General features: G+C 70.4%; 14 protein-coding genes. 10 read left to right on the forward strand and 4 right to left on the reverse strand.

Going from position 1 to position 15,352, the window contains the following annotated elements:
* Positions 1–7: 7 nt before the first annotated feature.
* Both AC3EO4_RS29890 and AC3EO4_RS29895 read right to left on the reverse strand, forming a co-directional pair.
* Positions 8–661 carry a potassium channel family protein gene (locus AC3EO4_RS29890; RefSeq protein ID WP_379574186.1) on the reverse strand — a complete coding sequence of 218 codons (654 nt, stop codon included), beginning with the start codon at positions 659–661 and terminating at the stop codon, positions 8–10.
* 1 nt (position 662) lies between these two features.
* Entirely contained in the window at positions 663–2,009 is a 1,347-nt protein-coding gene (locus AC3EO4_RS29895) for a TrkH family potassium uptake protein (RefSeq protein ID WP_379574187.1), read from the reverse strand.
* A gap of 122 nt (positions 2,010–2,131) precedes the next feature.
* Between AC3EO4_RS29895 and AC3EO4_RS29900 the strand changes: the two genes are divergently transcribed.
* Positions 2,132–2,608 carry a putative periplasmic lipoprotein gene (locus AC3EO4_RS29900; RefSeq protein WP_431898731.1) on the forward strand — a complete coding sequence of 159 codons (477 nt, stop codon included), beginning with the start codon at positions 2,132–2,134 and terminating at the stop codon, positions 2,606–2,608.
* A gap of 15 nt (positions 2,609–2,623) precedes the next feature.
* Here AC3EO4_RS29900 and AC3EO4_RS29905 read toward each other — a convergent pair whose 3' ends face one another.
* Entirely contained in the window at positions 2,624–3,223 is a 600-nt protein-coding gene (locus AC3EO4_RS29905) for a TetR/AcrR family transcriptional regulator (protein WP_431898732.1), read from the reverse strand.
* A gap of 65 nt (positions 3,224–3,288) precedes the next feature.
* Between AC3EO4_RS29905 and AC3EO4_RS29910 the strand changes: the two genes are divergently transcribed.
* From AC3EO4_RS29910 to glnII, 9 genes are all read left to right on the forward strand, one after another.
* Entirely contained in the window at positions 3,289–4,362 is a 1,074-nt protein-coding gene (locus AC3EO4_RS29910; protein WP_431898733.1) for a calcium:cation antiporter, read from the forward strand.
* A 41-nt stretch (positions 4,363–4,403) separates the two neighbouring features.
* Positions 4,404–4,709, forward strand: coding sequence for a Rossmann-fold NAD(P)-binding domain-containing protein (locus AC3EO4_RS29915; RefSeq protein ID WP_379574191.1), 306 nt, complete (start codon positions 4,404–4,406; stop codon positions 4,707–4,709).
* Entirely contained in the window at positions 4,703–5,803 is a 1,101-nt protein-coding gene (locus AC3EO4_RS29920) for an adenosylhomocysteinase (RefSeq protein WP_431898734.1), read from the forward strand. The genes AC3EO4_RS29915 and AC3EO4_RS29920 overlap by 7 nt, the downstream gene beginning before the upstream one ends.
* On the forward strand, positions 5,800–7,404 hold the full coding sequence (locus AC3EO4_RS29925; RefSeq protein WP_431898735.1) for an ABC transporter ATP-binding protein: 1,605 nt from the start codon (positions 5,800–5,802) through the stop codon (positions 7,402–7,404). The genes AC3EO4_RS29920 and AC3EO4_RS29925 overlap by 4 nt, the downstream gene beginning before the upstream one ends.
* Before the next feature lie 14 nt (positions 7,405–7,418).
* Positions 7,419–7,988 carry an ECF transporter S component gene (locus AC3EO4_RS29930; RefSeq protein WP_379574195.1) on the forward strand — a complete coding sequence of 190 codons (570 nt, stop codon included), beginning with the start codon at positions 7,419–7,421 and terminating at the stop codon, positions 7,986–7,988.
* A 3-nt stretch (positions 7,989–7,991) separates the two neighbouring features.
* Entirely contained in the window at positions 7,992–8,813 is an 822-nt protein-coding gene (locus AC3EO4_RS29935) for an energy-coupling factor transporter transmembrane component T family protein (protein WP_379574196.1), read from the forward strand.
* On the forward strand, positions 8,810–10,048 hold the full coding sequence (locus AC3EO4_RS29940) for an amidohydrolase family protein (RefSeq protein WP_431898736.1): 1,239 nt from the start codon (positions 8,810–8,812) through the stop codon (positions 10,046–10,048). The genes AC3EO4_RS29935 and AC3EO4_RS29940 overlap by 4 nt, the downstream gene beginning before the upstream one ends.
* Before the next feature lie 3 nt (positions 10,049–10,051).
* On the forward strand, positions 10,052–11,956 hold the full coding sequence (locus AC3EO4_RS29945; protein WP_431898737.1) for a sensor histidine kinase: 1,905 nt from the start codon (positions 10,052–10,054) through the stop codon (positions 11,954–11,956).
* Positions 11,957–12,040: 84 nt separating this feature from the next.
* Positions 12,041–13,060: a glutamine synthetase gene (gene glnII / locus AC3EO4_RS29950; protein WP_379574199.1), complete on the forward strand. Its 1,020-nt coding sequence runs from the start codon at positions 12,041–12,043 to the stop codon at positions 13,058–13,060.
* Positions 13,061–13,229: 169 nt separating this feature from the next.
* On the opposite strand, the gene AC3EO4_RS29955 is transcribed toward glnII, so the two are convergent.
* Positions 13,230–15,239, reverse strand: a complete 2,010-nt coding sequence (locus tag AC3EO4_RS29955; protein WP_379574200.1) for a CehA/McbA family metallohydrolase — start codon at positions 15,237–15,239, stop codon at positions 13,230–13,232.
* Between the last annotated feature and the right edge of the window lie 113 nt (positions 15,240–15,352).

Below are 15,352 nucleotides of genomic sequence, written 5' to 3' on the forward strand. Positions count from 1 at the left end.
CGCCGATTCACGGCAGCTCCGCGAAGCGCTCCACGTTCTCGGTCCTGCCGGAGACCAGGATGACGTCGCCGTAGGAGAGCTCGGTCTCCGCGGTCGCGTAGGTGAACTCCTCGCCGGGGCTCTTGACCGCCACCACCGTCACCCCGAACTTCTTGCGCAACCCCGACGAACCGAGCCGCACCCCCACGTACTCCTTCGGCGGCCGCGTCTTGGCCAGCGCGAAACCTTCGTCCACCTGCATGTAGTCGAGCATCCGGCCGCTGACCAGATGCGCCACCCGCTCGCCCATGTCGTGCTCGGGCAGCACCACGTGGTGGGCCCCGATCCTGGTGAGGATCTGGCCGTGCTGCCTGCTCACGGCCTTGGCCCAGATGTCCTCGACCGCCATGTCGACCAGCAGGGACGTGGTCAGGATGCTGGCCTCGAGGTCGTTGCCGATCGCCACCACCGCGCGGTAGAAGTCGGGAACGCCGAGCTGGGTGAGCGCCTCGGAGTCGGTGGAGTCGGCGATGGCGATCTGGGTGATCTGGCCCGACAGCGCCTGCACCACCTTGGGACGGCTGTCGATGGCCAGCACCTCGGTGCCGCGCCTGGTCAGCTCCAGGGCGAGCGCGGTACCGAACCTGCCAAGCCCGATCACGACCACGGGGTCGTTTCTCATGTCAACCAACTATGACCCGTTCCTCAGGTAGTTCGTAGCGGGTGGAGCGTTCTTTCAGCGCGAGCGCGGAGCCCAGCGTGAGCGGCCCGATCCGGCCCACGAACATCAGCAGGACGAGCAGCAGATGCCCGGCAGGCGGCAGGTCGGAGGTGATGCCGGTGGACAGGCCCGCCGTGCCGAAGGCGGCGATCACCTCGAACAGCACCCTGTCGAGGCTGTGCGGGGTGATCACGAGCAGGATGTAGGTGGAGACGGCCACGAACGCGACGGCCATCAGGCTGATCGCGACGGCCTGCCGCTGCGCGGACTCGGGCAGGCGGCGGTGGCCGATGTTGACCCTGGGCTCGCCGCGCAGCTCGGCCCAGATCACGAAGGCCAGCAGCCCGAACGTGGTCACCTTGATCCCGCCGGCCGTGCCGGCGCTGCCGCCGCCGATGAACATCAGCACGTCGGTGACCAGCCAGCTCGACGGGTGCATCTGGGAGATGTCGAGGGTGTTGAAGCCGGCCGAGCGCGGCATGACGCTGGCGAAGAAGGCGGCCAGCAGCTTGCCGGGGTCGTCGAGAGCGCCGAGGGTGCGCGGGTTGGTCCACTCGGCCACCAGGAAGGCCAGCGTGCCCACGGTCAGCAGGGCGAGGGTCATCCAGACCGTGATCTTGGTGAGGACGGTCCACTTGGCCGGATGCCGCCAGGCGCGGAACAGCTCGAACACGACCGGATAGCCGAGCCCGCCGACGATCACGGCGACGGCGATCGTCAGGCAGATCCACGGGTCGCCCACGAAGCGCATCAGGCCGTCGCTCCACAGGGCGAACCCGGCGTCGTTGAAGGAGGAGATGGCGTGGAAGACGCCCAGGTAGATCGCCTTGCCGGGCGGCTCGCCGTACCCGATGAGGAAGCGCAGGGTCAGGATGACGGCGATGATCGCCTCGCAGCTGAGGCTGAAGTACAGCACCTTGCGCGCGACCCTGCGCATGTCGGCGGTGCCGAGCGCCTTCGACTCCGCCTGCGCCAGCATGCGGGCGCGCAGACCCAGTCGTCCCGACACCAGGACCGTGAACATGGTGGCGAGCGTCATGATGCCGAGCCCGCCGACCTGGATCAGCGCGGCGATCACGATCTCGCCCATCACCGACCAGTGGCCGTCGGTGTCGACGGTCGCCATGCCGGTCACCGTCACCGCCGACGTGGCGGTGAACAGCGCGACGACCCATCCGGCCGACTCGCCCGTGGTCGTGGCCGCGGGCAGCCGCAGTAACAGCGTCCCAGCCAGGACGGCCAGCCCGAACGCGGTCGCGATCACCTGCGTCGGGCTCTGGAACCGTTCGAGTGCGGTCGAGCCTCTCATCCCACGCACTCCACCTTGCCGGACGGCACTGTCACGAATGTCACGACCCAGACCGTATCGGGTGAGAACGGGATGGCGAGTCCGGGGTGAACCCGGAGCGCGCGGCACACGTTTGCAGGGGCATGAGGAATCTGGTCGCGGCGATGGGTGTCCTGTTCGCGCTGTCCGGCTGCGCGGCCGAACGGGCGTGCACGCTGATCGGCACCCCTGTCGGGATCGCGGTGCGCGTCGACGCGCCGCTCGCCGGCAGGGTTTCGGCGGCCGAGCTGACGGCGTGCTGGGACGGCTCCTGCCGTACGGCCAAGGTGGAGCTTCACCCGGCCGGCGGCGTCGCACGGCAGACCTGCGAGGGCGAGGCCTGCACGGCGGAGGTCGAGCCCACGGGCGGTAAGCAGGGCTTCGCGGACGTGGCCGGGCTGCCCAAGGCGCGCGTGCGGGCGACGCTGCGGCTGACGGGGCCGACGGGCGAGGCCGTCGTGGAGCGGGAGCTGACCGTCACGCCCAAGGGCGCCTTCCCCAACGGGCCGGACTGTGGCGAGGGCGGTCCGCAGGCCGCGATCGCCGTCTCAGGCTCGGGCGAGGTCAGCGAGGTGAGGTGACCTCGTGGTGGCGGGTCACGCGGGCTCTTCTCGCAGCGCGCCGTACAGGAAGATCTGGACGAGGTCGGCGGTGGAGAGGCCTTCGTCCTGGCGCGCCTTGCTGAAGCGCAGGTCGAGGAAGAGCGCGGCGATCTGTTCCGCGGGTGCCCGCAGTGACGCGGCCTCCGGCTCGAACAGGTCGGCGGTGGCCCTGATGAGGTCCGTGGAAGGGCCGCGCCTCCTGGGAGGAGCGGGGGCGGGGTCGCGCCGGTGGTGGCCCGACGCCATCAGCGCGCCCGCCACGGCGCCGATGCGCTCGAGGTGGCCGCCGAGCGCGTCGGCGGCCTCGGCCAGGCGGTCGGCGAGCGGCTGGTCCATCGGGATGGAGGCGATCTGCTCGACCGCGTGATCGGGGCGCAGCGCCTCGGCCATGCACGCGTCGAGCAGCTCCTCCTTGACGGAGAAGACGCGGAAGATGGTCGCCTCGCCGATGCCGGCCGCTCGGGCGATCTGGCTGGTGGTCACGGCGGTGCCGTACTCGGCGACCAGGGGGAGCGCCGCCCCGATGATCATCGCGCGCCGCTGATCGGGGCTCATGCCGGGTGCCCGGCGCCTGGGTTGCTCTGTCGTCGTCATGCGGATCACGGTACGGAGTGAGTACTCACTCCGTCAAGAAACCCGATAGGGTGATCCATATGAAGATGCGTTGGACCGTTATCGTGCCCATCGTCGCCCTTCTCGTGCTCGCTCTCACCTGGGGTCGCTCGACCGGTGGTCTCCTGGTCGCGGTCGTCGCGCTGGCCCTGGTCGGCGCCGTCATAGCCGCCGTGCATCACGCGGAGATCGTCGCCCACCGGGTGGGGGAGCCCTTCGGGACGCTGATCCTGGCCGTCGCCGTCACCGTCATCGAGGTCGGCCTGATCGTGATGCTGATGAGCGCGAAGGGTGAGGGTTCGGAGTCGCTGGCGCGCGACACGGTCTTCTCCGCCTTCATGATCGTCTGTAACGGCGTGATGGGCCTGTGCCTGTTGGTCGGCGCGCTCAAGCACCGCGTGCTGGAGTTCAGGGTCGACGGCGTCACCGCCGCGCTCGCGACGCTGAGCGCGGTGGCCACGCTCGCGCTGGTCCTGCCCAACTTCACGGTCGCCACGCCCGGCCCGACCTACTCGACCGCGCAACTGGCCTTCGCCGGAATCGCCTCCCTCACCCTCTACGGCGTCTTCGTCTTCATGCAGACCGTTCGCCACCGCGACTACTTCCTGCCGGTGCGGGCCGACAGCGAGAGGGGCCCTTCCGAGGAGCACGCCGACCCGCCGGCCCCGCGGACCGCCATGACCAGCCTCGGCCTGCTGGTGCTCTGCCTGGTCAGCGTCGTGGGCCTGGCCAAGACCGCCTCGCCCGCCATCGAGGCGAGCATCAGGGCGATCGGCGCGCCGCGCACCACCGTCGGTGTGACGATCGCGCTGCTGGTGCTGCTGCCGGAGACGGCGGCGGCGGTGCGCGCCGCCGCCCGCAACAGGGTGCAGAACAGTTTCAACCTCGCGCTCGGCTCGGCGCTGGCGAGCATCGGCCTGACCATTCCCTCGATCGCGGTCGTGTCGATGCTGAGCGGCACCAGTCTCGCGCTCGGCCTTGGACCGCTCCAGATGGTGCTGCTCGCACTGACGGTGGTGATAACAACTCTGACCGTCGCTCCGGGAAGAGCGACACTCATGCAGGGAACCGTCCATCTGGTGCTTTTCGGGGCTTTCCTCTTCCTTGCCGTCAGCCCCTGATCTCCTTTTTAATCGGATTCTGCGATTTCGGACGGAGATCATTGACCCCGCTTCCAGGCGCCCAGGTCGTCATTCAGACCATCCTGCGGCGCACGAACCTCCTCATGGCGGGCAAGCGTGTAGCGGTCGTGGGCGACGTGCCAGGACTGACCTCCCGCCTGCGCGCCATGGGCGCCCACCCGGGCGCCCCGCTCGCCGAGGCCGACCTCGTGATCGGCGACGACGTCGACCGCGAGGCGCTGCGGCCTGGCGCGATCCTCGCGACCACGCGGCCCGGTCACGGCGAGCGCCTGCGCGAAGGCGTCCTCGCGCAGGGACGGCTGTTCGTGGTGGATCTGACGTGCTGACCGACATCAGACACCCTGAGCGCTGGTCCGAGGGGTTGGAGAAGATCGCGTGGGCGCGCCGGTTCATGCCGGTCATGGCGGCGCTGCGCTCCGGGCTGTCCCTCGACGGCGTCAGGGTCGGCCTGGTGCTGGTCCTGGAGCCCAAGACGGCCAACCTGGCCCTGACGCTCAGGGACGCGGGGGCCGAGGTGATCGTCACCTGCCCCGGCAGGGAGACCATGGACGACGTGGCCGCCGCGCTCGTCCACGAGGGCGTCGCCGTGCTGGCACGCTCCGACGCCGACCGCGCCCAGGACGACGACCTGGCGCGGCGCATGCTCGCCCAGCGGCTCGACGTGCTCGTCGACGACGGCTCGCGGGTCATCAGGCTGGCCCACGCCGAGGACAGGCTCGGCACGCTGAAGGGCGCGGCCGAGGAGACCACCAGCGGCCTGCGCGCGCTGCGGCGGACGGCCCTGCGCATCCCCGTCATCGCCGTCAACGACGCCCGCTCCAAGTACCTCTTCGACAACGTCCACGGCACGGGACAGTCGTGCGTGATGGCCGCGCTCGACCTGACCGGGCTCGACCTCGACGGCGCGACGGTCGCGGTCGCCGGCTACGGCCACGTCGGCCAGGGCGTCGCCCGCTACGCGGCCGCGCTGGGGGCCCGGGTGATCGTGAGCGAGGTGGACGCCCTCGCCGCGCTGCGTGCCTTCCACGACGGCTACGAGGTGCGGCGGCTCGTCGACGCGTGCCCGGAGGCCGACCTGCTGTTCTCCGCGACCGGCGAGCCGTACACGATCAGGCGGCCGCACCTGGAAGCGCTCAAGGACGGCGCCGTCGTCGCCGTCGCGGGAGGCGTCCAGGACGAGGTCGAGCCTGGAGTCGCGGGAAAGTACCGGCTGCTCGCCGACGGCGAGTGCGTCAACTGCGCCGCGGCCGAGGGAAACCCGATCGAGATCATGGACCTGTCGCTGTCTCTGCAGGCCCTCGCGGTCGGACACCTGCTCGCCCACGACCTGCCGCCAGGGCTGCACCCGCTGCCCGACCACCTCGACGAGCGGGTCGCCAGACTGAAGCTCGACGCGCTCGGACTGGAGCTCGACCAGTGATCATCGACATCCGCGACGCCTCCGTCCGCTACCGCACCACGGGCAGGCAGGTGCTCAGCGACGTCTCCCTCCAGGTGGGTCCGGGCGACTTCGCCCTGGTCAGCGGCCCCTCAGGGTGCGGCAAGAGCACACTGCTGCGCATGGTCAACGGCCTGGTCCCGCACTCCTACCGAGCCGAGGTCACCGGCCAGGTGAACGTCGGCGGCGAACCCGTGGCCGGCCAGACGATCAGACGCCTGTCCACGATCGTCGGCACCCTGCTGCAGGACCCGCACAAGCAGATCGTCGGCGCGACCGTCTTCACCGAACTCGCATTCGGCCCCGAGAACCTGGGCCTGCCCAGGGCCGAGATCCTCGCCCGCATCGAGGAGGTCGCCGCCAGGGTCGGCATCACCCACCTGCTCAGGCGCTCGACCCACGAGCTGAGCGGCGGCGAGCTGCAGATGGTCGCCTTCGCCGGCGTGCTGGTCATGCGGCCACGCGTGGTCGTGGTCGACGAGCCGCTGGCCAACCTCGACCCCGCCGCCGGCCGCCGCCTGCTGACGGAGCTGCGCGGGTTCGTCCACGGCGGCGGTGCGGCCGTGGTCGTCGAGCACCGCGTGGAGGAACTGCTGGAGTTCGGCCCCACCCAGGTGCTCTACCTGGAGGACGGCAGGCCCCGCTACACCGGCGACGTGCCGGGCTTCCTGCGCGCGGCGCCCGTCGCGCACGTCAAACTGCCCTTCGAGGCGCTGGTGGCCAGGGCGGACGAGCTGCCCGACGTGCCCGCCGTACCGCCCGCCGCCACGGTCACCCATGAACCGACCAGGCTGCACTACCGCCGGGTCACGCTCGGGTACGGCGAGCGGCCCGTCCTGCGCGAGGTCGACCTGGCGCTCGGCGCGACCGAGAGGGTCGCGGTGCTCGGCCGCAACGGCGCGGGCAAGTCCACGCTGCTGCGCGCCGCCGTACGGCTGGTCGAGCCCTCCACCGGCGAGGTGCGCGTCGACGGCGAGCCCATCGACCGCCGTTCGACGCTGAGCCTGGCCACCACCTTCGGCTACGTGTTCCAGAACCCGAGCCAGGCGCTGTTCTCCGCCACCGTCGCCGAGGAACTCGCCTTCGGCCCCCGCAACCTGGGATGGACGGCCGACCAGATCGCCGAGGCCTCCGAAGAGGCGCTGGCCACCATGCTCCTGAACCACGAGCCCGACATCATGAAGCGCTCGCCGCACACCCTCTCCCACGGCCAGCAGCGCCGCCTCACCGTCGCGCTCGCCCTGGCCATGCGCCCCGAGACGCTCATCCTGGACGAGCCGACCGCCGGACAGGACCTGCACACCACCACGACGTTCATGGAACGGGTGCTCGGCGGGCTGCGCAGCGTCTACTTCATCACCCACGACGTCGATCTGGCGCTCACCTCGGCCGACCGGATCGTGATCGTCGACGGGGGGCGGATCGTCGCGGACGCGTCCCCCGCCGAGCTGGCCCACCGCGAGGAGCTGTGGGCCGCATCGGGCCTGCGAGCCACCAGCCTGGTCCGAGCCGTCCGCGACCGTCTCCCCGGAACGGGAACCATCCCGCACCCCTTCCAATTAGCGCGCCTAACCCCCCAATAGGAAGGACCACCCCCATGAGTACTGAGTCAGTGTCACCAAGGGCTCCCCTGTGGGAGATCAACTCCAGAGTCGTCGTGTTCGCGGCCGTCGGCGCCGCCCTCTACGCGGTCCTCGGCCTGATCAGCTTCACCATCCCCGGCACCCAGAACGTCGACATCAGGCCCGCCTTCGCGCTCGTGCCGTTCTTCGGCATGCGGTTCGGCCCGATCGCCGGGTTCTTCGTCGGGCTGGTCGGCAACATGGTCATCGACCAGATCAAGGGCTACGGCGCGCTCACCTACTGGAACTGGAGCCTCGCCAACGCCCTGACCGGACTGCTCGCCGGGATCCTGTTCGCCCTCGTCGCCTCCCGCCTGCAGAAGGAGGCCGTGCGCCTGGTCGCCGTCGGCGTGATCACCTGGATCGCCATGCTGATCGCCTTCGCCACGACCTTCACCGACATGTGGCTGCAGGACATGAACTTCGCGACCTGGGCGAGCGTCGCGTTCGGTCCGCTGCTGCTCAGCAACACGCTCGTCGCTCTCATTCTCACGCCCGCGCTCGATGCGGTCTGGGAACCGATCTCCAAGCGCATCGGCAGGTAGCCGATGGACGTCACGCCACGTTACCTGGGAGGGGACTCCTTCCTCGGCCGCCGTGATCCGCGCGTGCTCCTGCTGGTCCCGGTGTGCTATCTCGTGGCAGTGGCGCGCCTCGACGACCTGCGGGTCATGCTGCTGTGCGGCCTGGTGGCCCTGACCTACTACCTGTCCGCGGGCATCCCGTGGCGGGCGGTCAGGGCCAACTGGGCGTTCGTGCTGACGCTGATGACGATCACCGTGCTGGTCAACAGCGTGTTCACCGACGCCCTGCAGATCGAGACGACCACGGAGGCCCCGACCCTGTTCACGATGCCGATCACCGGCAACGCGGTCACCGCCGCCACGCTGTCATACTCGGGAACGCTGCTCATCCGGTTCGTGTCGCTGGCCATGATGGGCTTTCCCGTCGCCTTCTGCATCGCGCCGGGGGATCTCGGCGTCACCTTCGCCAGGCTGAAGGTGTCGCAGCGGCTGGCGTTCGGCGTGGACCTGACCTTCCGCTTCCTGCCCTCCACGGCGGCCGGCATGCAGGAGATCATCGACGCCCAGCGGGTGCGCGGGTACAACCATCCCCGCACCAACAACCCGATCAAGCGCCTGAAGTCGCTCAAACCCATCGTCATCCCGCTCACCGTCAACTCCCTCATCGACGCAGAGGACACCTCCAACGCCATGGACCTGCGCGGATTCGGTGCCAAGCACCGCACCTGGATGCGCGAACTGGCCTTCGACCGAACCGACCACCTGCTCCTGGCCGCCTTCGCCGCGCTCACCGTCGCCCTGCTGAGCTACAAGATCTTCGGGAACGACGTCGTATGGGTGCCGTGACCACCTTCAGCGCCCCGCTCGTCATACCCGTCGACGGTCCGCCCGTGCGCGACGGCAGGATCGCGGTGCGCGACGGCAGGATCGAGGCGATCGACACCGGCAGGGGAGCGGTCCACCACGAGGGGATCATCGTCGCCGGGCTGGTCAACGCGCACACCCACCTGCAGTACACGTGCATGGCCGAAGTCGGCGCCCACCTCTACGCCTCCTTCGAGGAATGGGCCGCCGCCTTCGACCGCGCCTACTTCGGTGGCGAGCACGGCAGTTGGAACCCCGCCTTCAGGCATGGCGTGTGGGACTGGGCCGCCGGAGCGATCGACGGCGCGTGGCAGTGCCTGCGCACCGGCACCACCGCCGCCGCCGACATCGTCACCGACGTGGAGGCGCTCGTCGACACCCCGCTCGGCGGCCTGCGCTACCTGGAGGCGATCGGCGACAACGACGCGACCTGGCGCGACGGCGGACGCGAACGCTTCCTCGACCTGCTGGCCAAGGCCGACGCCATCTCGCCGCACGCCCCCTACTCCCTCGACACGGGGGTGCTGGCCGACCTCGGAGCCCTGGCCCGGCAGCGGGACCTGCGGATCCACATCCACCTGGCCGAGTCGGCGCACGAGCGGGAGTTCACCGTCCACGGCACCGGGGCCCTCGAGCAGTACATCACCAAGCTCGGCCTCGACTTCGCCATCCTGCGTGACGGCGGCTCCGGCCTGGCACCCGCCGCCTACCTCGACTCCACCGGCCTGCTCGGCCCCGGCTGCCACGTCGCCCACGGCGTCGACCTCACAGCAGAGGACCGGGCGCTGCTGCGCGAGCGCGGCACCGCCGTCGCACTCTGCCCCCGCTCCAACCACGTGCTCGGCCTGCCAGGGCCTGACGTGGCCGCGCTGCTGCGCGAAGGCAACCCCATCGCCGTCGGTACGGACTCCCTCTCGTCCTCACCCTCGCTCGACCTGCTGGCCGACGTCGCCGCTCTCCGCGAGCTCGCCGTACGGCAGGGCTATCGGGACGACGATCTCGACCAGCGCCTCGTCGAGGCGGCCACCATCGGCGGCGCGCGCGCGATGGGGCTGGAGCACGAGATCGGCGCCCTCACCCCAGGGCACCGCGCCGACTTCGCGGTGTTCGACCTCGACCCTTCGACCGCGAACCCCTACAGGACCCTCACCGAGCACGGCGCAGGCCGCTGCGTCGCGACCGTGGTAGGCGGTTCACCCCTGACCGAAATGACTTGACCCATGCCCTCCCAGAGTCTCCGTTTCAAGCTGTACTCGCTGCTCAGCCTGCCGATCGTGGCGCTCATCGGCCTATGGACGTTCGTGGCGGGGCACGTGCTCGGCGACTTCTTCGAGCTTTCCACCGCGACGGCCGTCTTCGAGGAGATCGGCGACCCGGCAGGAGGGCTCGTCTCCTCGCTCCAGAAGGAACGCAGGGATTCCGCCGTCTTCCTGAGCTCGGGGCAGCCGGACGCGCTGCGGCTCGCCAACGCGCGCCGCGTCACCGACCAGGCCGTCGAGCAGTTCAGGCGCACGGCCACCGGCGAGCGCGCCTCGACGGTGACCACGAAGGAGATGCGCGTCGCCATCGACGCCGTCCTCGACCGCACCAAGGGCCTGTCCAGACTCCGCGAGAAGGTGGACGGCAAGCAGTCGGACAGGCTGGAGACCGTCCAGGCCTACGGCGCCATCACCGACAGCGTCTTCCGCCTGTACGACCAGCTGATCACCGTCCCCCGGGTCCAGCTCTACCAGCAGGCGATCGGCCTGCAGCGCATCGCCCACGCCCGCGACCTGATCTCGCGCGAGGACGCGCTGATCTCCGGCGCGGTGATGTCCGGCAGGCTCGGCCACGAGGAGTACGAGGCCATCGAGGTCCTCGCGCCCAACAGGCAGCTCCTGATGGGCGAGGGCGTCGCCATGCTCGACACGGAGCTGCGCGCCCCCTTCGAGCGGTTGGTCGACGGCGCCGACAACACGCGACTGGGCGCGCTCGAACACGAGATCGTCGAGGAGGCCAGGCTGCCCCGCGACACCGCCGCCTGGCAGGAGGTCGTCACCCGCCTGGGACCCGCGCTCGACCAGCTGCTCGACTCCCGCATCCAGCTGCTGACCGGCAGGTCGGACGACACCGCGGGCGCCATCATCACCAGGATCGTCGTCGTCGGCGGGCTCGGCCTCGCCGCCATCCTCGTCGCCGTCATCTGGTCGGTACGGCTCGGCCGAGGCCTGGTCGAGGAGCTCGACGGCCTGCGCGGCGCCGCCACCGACGTGGCCGAGGTGAGGCTCCCGCAACTGGTCGAACGGCTGCGCAGCGGGCAGACCGCCGAGGCCGACACCTCCTCGCCGATCGCCGTCACCACCCCCACCCAGGAAGTGCGCGACCTGGCCAACGCGTTCGAGAGCGTGCGCCGTACCGCCGTCAGGGCCGCCGTCGGGCAGGCCGAACTGCGCCAGGGGCTCAACCGCGTCTTCCGTAACCTGGCCAGGCGCAACCAGTCGCTCGTCCACCGCCAGCTCGGCCAGCTGGACGCCATGCAGCGCAAGACCGCCGAACCCGACCAGCTCAGCGACCTGTTCCGCCTGGACCACCTCACCACCCGCATGCGGCGCCAGGCCGAGGGCCTGGTCATCCTGTCCGGCGCGCCCGCGGGACGCCAGTGGCGCCGTCCCGTCCAGATGCTCGACGTCGTACGCGGCGCGGTCGCCGAGGTCGAGGACTACCTGCGCGTCAACGTCCAGCCCATGCCCGAGGCCACCCTCACCGGCGGAGCCGCCGCCGACGTGATCCACCTGCTGGCCGAGCTCGTCGAGAACGCGACCGTCTTCTCCCCGCCCAACACCCAGGTCAACATCAGCGGCGAACTCGTGGGACGCGGCTTCGCCGTCGAGATCGAGGACCGCGGCCTCGGCATGCCGGACGCGGAACGCGACGAGCTCAACCGCCGCCTGGCCGACCCGCCCGAGTTCGACCTGGCCGACAGCGACCGGCTCGGGCTGTTCGTCGTCGGGCGGCTGGCCGTACGGCACCGCATCAAGGTCACCCTGCAACGCTCGGCCTACGGCGGCACGACGGCCATCGTCCTCATCCCCAGTACCCTCATGACCGACCCCTCGGGTGACCTTGCTCACACCCACACCGATTAACACGCCGTTCACATACGGGCAAAGACCGCGAAACGGTGCACTGCGAATCTCGGCGTGGCTGTGAAACACCCCGAAAGGACCGCCGTGAGCATCAAGGCTGAGTACATCTGGATCGACGGCACCGAGCCCACGGCTCTGCTGCGCTCGAAGACGAAGATCCTTGCCGACGGCGCCACGCCGCCGGTGTGGGGCTTCGACGGCTCGAGCACGAACCAGGCCGAGGGCCACTCCTCCGACCGCGTGCTCCGCCCTGTCTTCACCTGCCCTGACCCGATCCGCGGCGGTGCCCACATCCTCGTCCTGTGCGAGGTCGAGGAGATCGACGGCGAGGCGCACTCCAGCAACACGCGTGCGCAGCTCCGCCCGATCGCCGAGCGTTTCGCCGAGCAGGAGTCGTGGTTCGGCATCGAGCAGGAGTACACCTTCTTCAAGGGCTCCCGCCCGCTCGGCTTCCCCGAGGGTGGCTTCCCCGCCCCGCAGGGCCCCTACTACTGCGGTGTCGGCGCTGACGCGATCTTCGGCCGTGAGATCGTCGAGCTGCACCTCGACCGCTGCCTGGCCGCCGGCCTGGCCATCTCCGGCATCAACGCCGAGGTCATGCCTGGCCAGTGGGAGTTCCAGGTAGGTCCGGCCGGTCCCCTCGAGGTCTCCGACCACCTGTGGATCGCCCGCTGGCTGCTCTACCGCACCGCCGAGGAGTTCGGCGTCGAGGCCACCCTCGACGCCAAGCCCGCCCGCGGCGACTGGAACGGCGCCGGCGCGCACACCAACTTCTCCACCAAGGCGATGCGCGAGGGCTACGACGCCATCATCACCGCCTGCGAGGCGCTCGGCGAGGGCGACAAGCCGATGGAGCACGTCACCCAGTACGGCTCCGGCATCGAGTCCCGCCTGACCGGTGCCCACGAGACCGCGCCGTGGAACAAGTACTCCTACGGCGTCTCCCACCGCGGCGCCTCGGTGCGTATCCCGTGGCAGGTCGAGGTGGACAAGAAGGGCTACATCGAGGACCGTCGCCCGAACGCCAACGTCGACCCGTACGTGGTCACCCGCCTGCTGGTCGACACCTGCTGCACCGCCCTCGAGAAGGCCGGCCAGGTCTGACGGTCGGGTCCCCCGCCCGCGGCTCGGGTCCGGTCCCGCGCGGGAAGGCTTCCGCCTCTCGTCGACCGGGATCGGAATGTGGACGAAGCCCATCGCTGTTCCGCAGCGGTGGGCTTTCCCGTGTTCCGGCGGTCGCCACATGTCGGCGAAGAGGGCGATTCCCGGCCTTTCAGCGCAGTCGCGCCCGGTACACCCGCCGCGCCTCGTCGATCACCTTCAGATAGTCGTCCACCTGCCCCGGATGGTCGAGCTTGGCCGTCGTCCTCACCAGCTCCTCCAGCAGCTCGATCCACCGCAGGCAGAACAGCACGTCGTCCTCCCTGGCCACCCGCCGGTGCTCCACGTCCAGGTACACCGGGCTCGTGTGCGCGTAGACGTGCGTGAACAGCGACCTGGGGTGCGCGCCGCCGTCCGCCACCGCCACCACGTACGTCGGCGCCCGCACGGTCAGTTCGGCGCTCACCTCCGACCCTGACGAGGACGCCAGCTCCCCGTCGGCCGTCAGCAGCGTCAGCCGCTCCACCTCGGGCCCGATCACCCGGGCCGTCACCCGCACACGCTCGCCCGGCAGCAGGTCGAGCGTCTCGCCGGGCCCCCGCCCCTCCACCAGCAGGTCGAGGAACGGCCCCGTGGTGGCGAACGTGCGGCCCCGCCGTACGGCATCGGCGTAGGAAGCCGCGGTCAGCGGCCCCTCCACCCGCGCGTAGGTGCGCTCCCATCCGATGGGGCTGGCCACCATCTCCATCCGCTGTCTGGTGAAGGTCAGCATCGAGTCGGTGCCCGCGACCGCCGCCAGCCGGTTGCCGGCGCCGATCAGCCGCCGGTAGGCGCGCGCCGACCCGGTCGCGCACGAGAAGTGCAGCAGCTCGAACCCGTCGACCAGGCCGAGCGCCGCGTCCACGACCGCCATCCTGGCGGTACAGCCGGGCGTGCCGACCAGTTGCTCGGGCGTCTCCGTCGGCCCGCGGAAGGCGTGCGCGTAGCCGACGAGCGCGCCGAGCTCTCTCAGTTCCTTCAGCGCCTCCGTCGTCGGCGGCCAGTCGGGCGCGCCCGCGAACCCGGTCGCGTAGAGCGAGGGCGGCCCCGTCGGCGAGAAGGCGTGCAGGTGACCGAACAGGTCGTTGCGGTGTTCGACGCCCATCCTGGCCACGTGGGTGGCGTCCGACCACGGCAGGTCCTGGCCGGCCCAGTGTTCGAGGGCCTCCTTGTCCAGCACACGGTCGCCCGAGACGTTGGCCGCCAGCAGGCTCAGTACGTGAAGGTCCTCGCCGTGCTGGGAGTCGGCCGCCCACTGCGGTGGCGCCACCAGGTCGCCGACGTAGTTGAGGTGGACGTGCAGGTCGCCGCCGTACCACCCCCTGGCCGCCGCGTCGTAGATGCGCTTGGGCGTCAGCTCGACCAGCGTCTCGATGTGCTCGGGTGGGGTGAGCGTGGTCTCCGCGCAGCCGTACTCCATGCCTCTGGTCACCCTGACCGTCAGCGGCTCGGCGGGGACGAAGAGCATCAGATCGTCCCCGTGGAAGTACGGCACGCCGTTGTAGTCGCGCTTGTGCGGCACCCCCGGCGGGTACCAGCCCTGGCCGTCGGCGCTCCACACGCTCCACCTGCAGGGAAATCCGGCACGCAGCCGCAGTGCCGCCCTCGGCGCGGTCCTGGTCAGGCTCGACAGGTCGATGGCGCGGCCGTCGATGCGCACGTCGGCCCCCGTGTCGAGCTCGATCAGTCGGGCGCCCTTCGAAGCCACCTCGTACTCCTGCTCGCCGACCGTCACCCACGCCTCGTGGTCGCAGGCGCTGTCGATCAGCAGCGTGAGCGGCAGCGGCGCGCCCCCCACCACCGCCCTGGTACGGCCACGCAGGTCGTGGCCGTCGGGCGTGAGGCTGAGCACCGCCAGCCCCTCCGGCGGGATGGGGCCGAGCGCGCCGCGCAGCACCTCGTCGTAGTCGAGCTCGCATTCCAGGCGTTGCAGCTCGGCAGGACCCGCCTCGGGGGACTGCTGCCTGGCCAGGCGCCTGGCCTCACGCCAGAAGGGGCCGACGTCCACGAACCGCGACTGGCTCATGACCCTGACATAGGCGATGGGGGGTTCGCCCCATGTCATCCCGTGATCGGCTAGGAGCTGGCGGTACTCCTCCAGCATCTGGGCCACGGGCACTGGAAGCATCGGATCGTCACGCATCGGTTTCTCCCCGTAATCGCAGGCGCCGTCATCGTGACACACACCGGCATTGGCCTGCGGTGGGGCGGATGTGGTTTTTCCACACCCGGGTTGACGCAGCTTCGACCCAGATC

Source organism: Nonomuraea sp. bgisy101, assembly GCF_057708945.1.

Excerpts from the sequence above, each read along its gene's own strand:
- AC3EO4_RS29945 (WP_431898737.1), top strand. The coding sequence starts at position 10,052 with ATGCCCTCCCAGAGTCTCCGTTTCAAGCTGTACTCGCTGCTCAGCCTG.
- AC3EO4_RS29930 (WP_379574195.1), top strand. The coding sequence starts at position 7,419 with ATGAGTACTGAGTCAGTGTCACCAAGGGCTCCCCTGTGGGAGATCAAC.
- AC3EO4_RS29895 (WP_379574187.1), bottom strand. The coding sequence starts at position 2,009 with ATGAGAGGCTCGACCGCACTCGAACGGTTCCAGAGCCCGACGCAGGTG.
- AC3EO4_RS29905 (WP_431898732.1), bottom strand. The coding sequence starts at position 3,223 with ATGACGACGACAGAGCAACCCAGGCGCCGGGCACCCGGCATGAGCCCC.
- AC3EO4_RS29890 (WP_379574186.1), bottom strand. The coding sequence starts at position 661 with ATGAGAAACGACCCCGTGGTCGTGATCGGGCTTGGCAGGTTCGGTACC.
- AC3EO4_RS29900 (WP_431898731.1), top strand. The coding sequence starts at position 2,132 with ATGAGGAATCTGGTCGCGGCGATGGGTGTCCTGTTCGCGCTGTCCGGC.
- AC3EO4_RS29910 (WP_431898733.1), top strand. The coding sequence starts at position 3,289 with ATGCGTTGGACCGTTATCGTGCCCATCGTCGCCCTTCTCGTGCTCGCT.
- AC3EO4_RS29955 (WP_379574200.1), bottom strand. The coding sequence starts at position 15,239 with ATGCGTGACGATCCGATGCTTCCAGTGCCCGTGGCCCAGATGCTGGAG.
- AC3EO4_RS29935 (WP_379574196.1), top strand. The coding sequence starts at position 7,992 with ATGGACGTCACGCCACGTTACCTGGGAGGGGACTCCTTCCTCGGCCGC.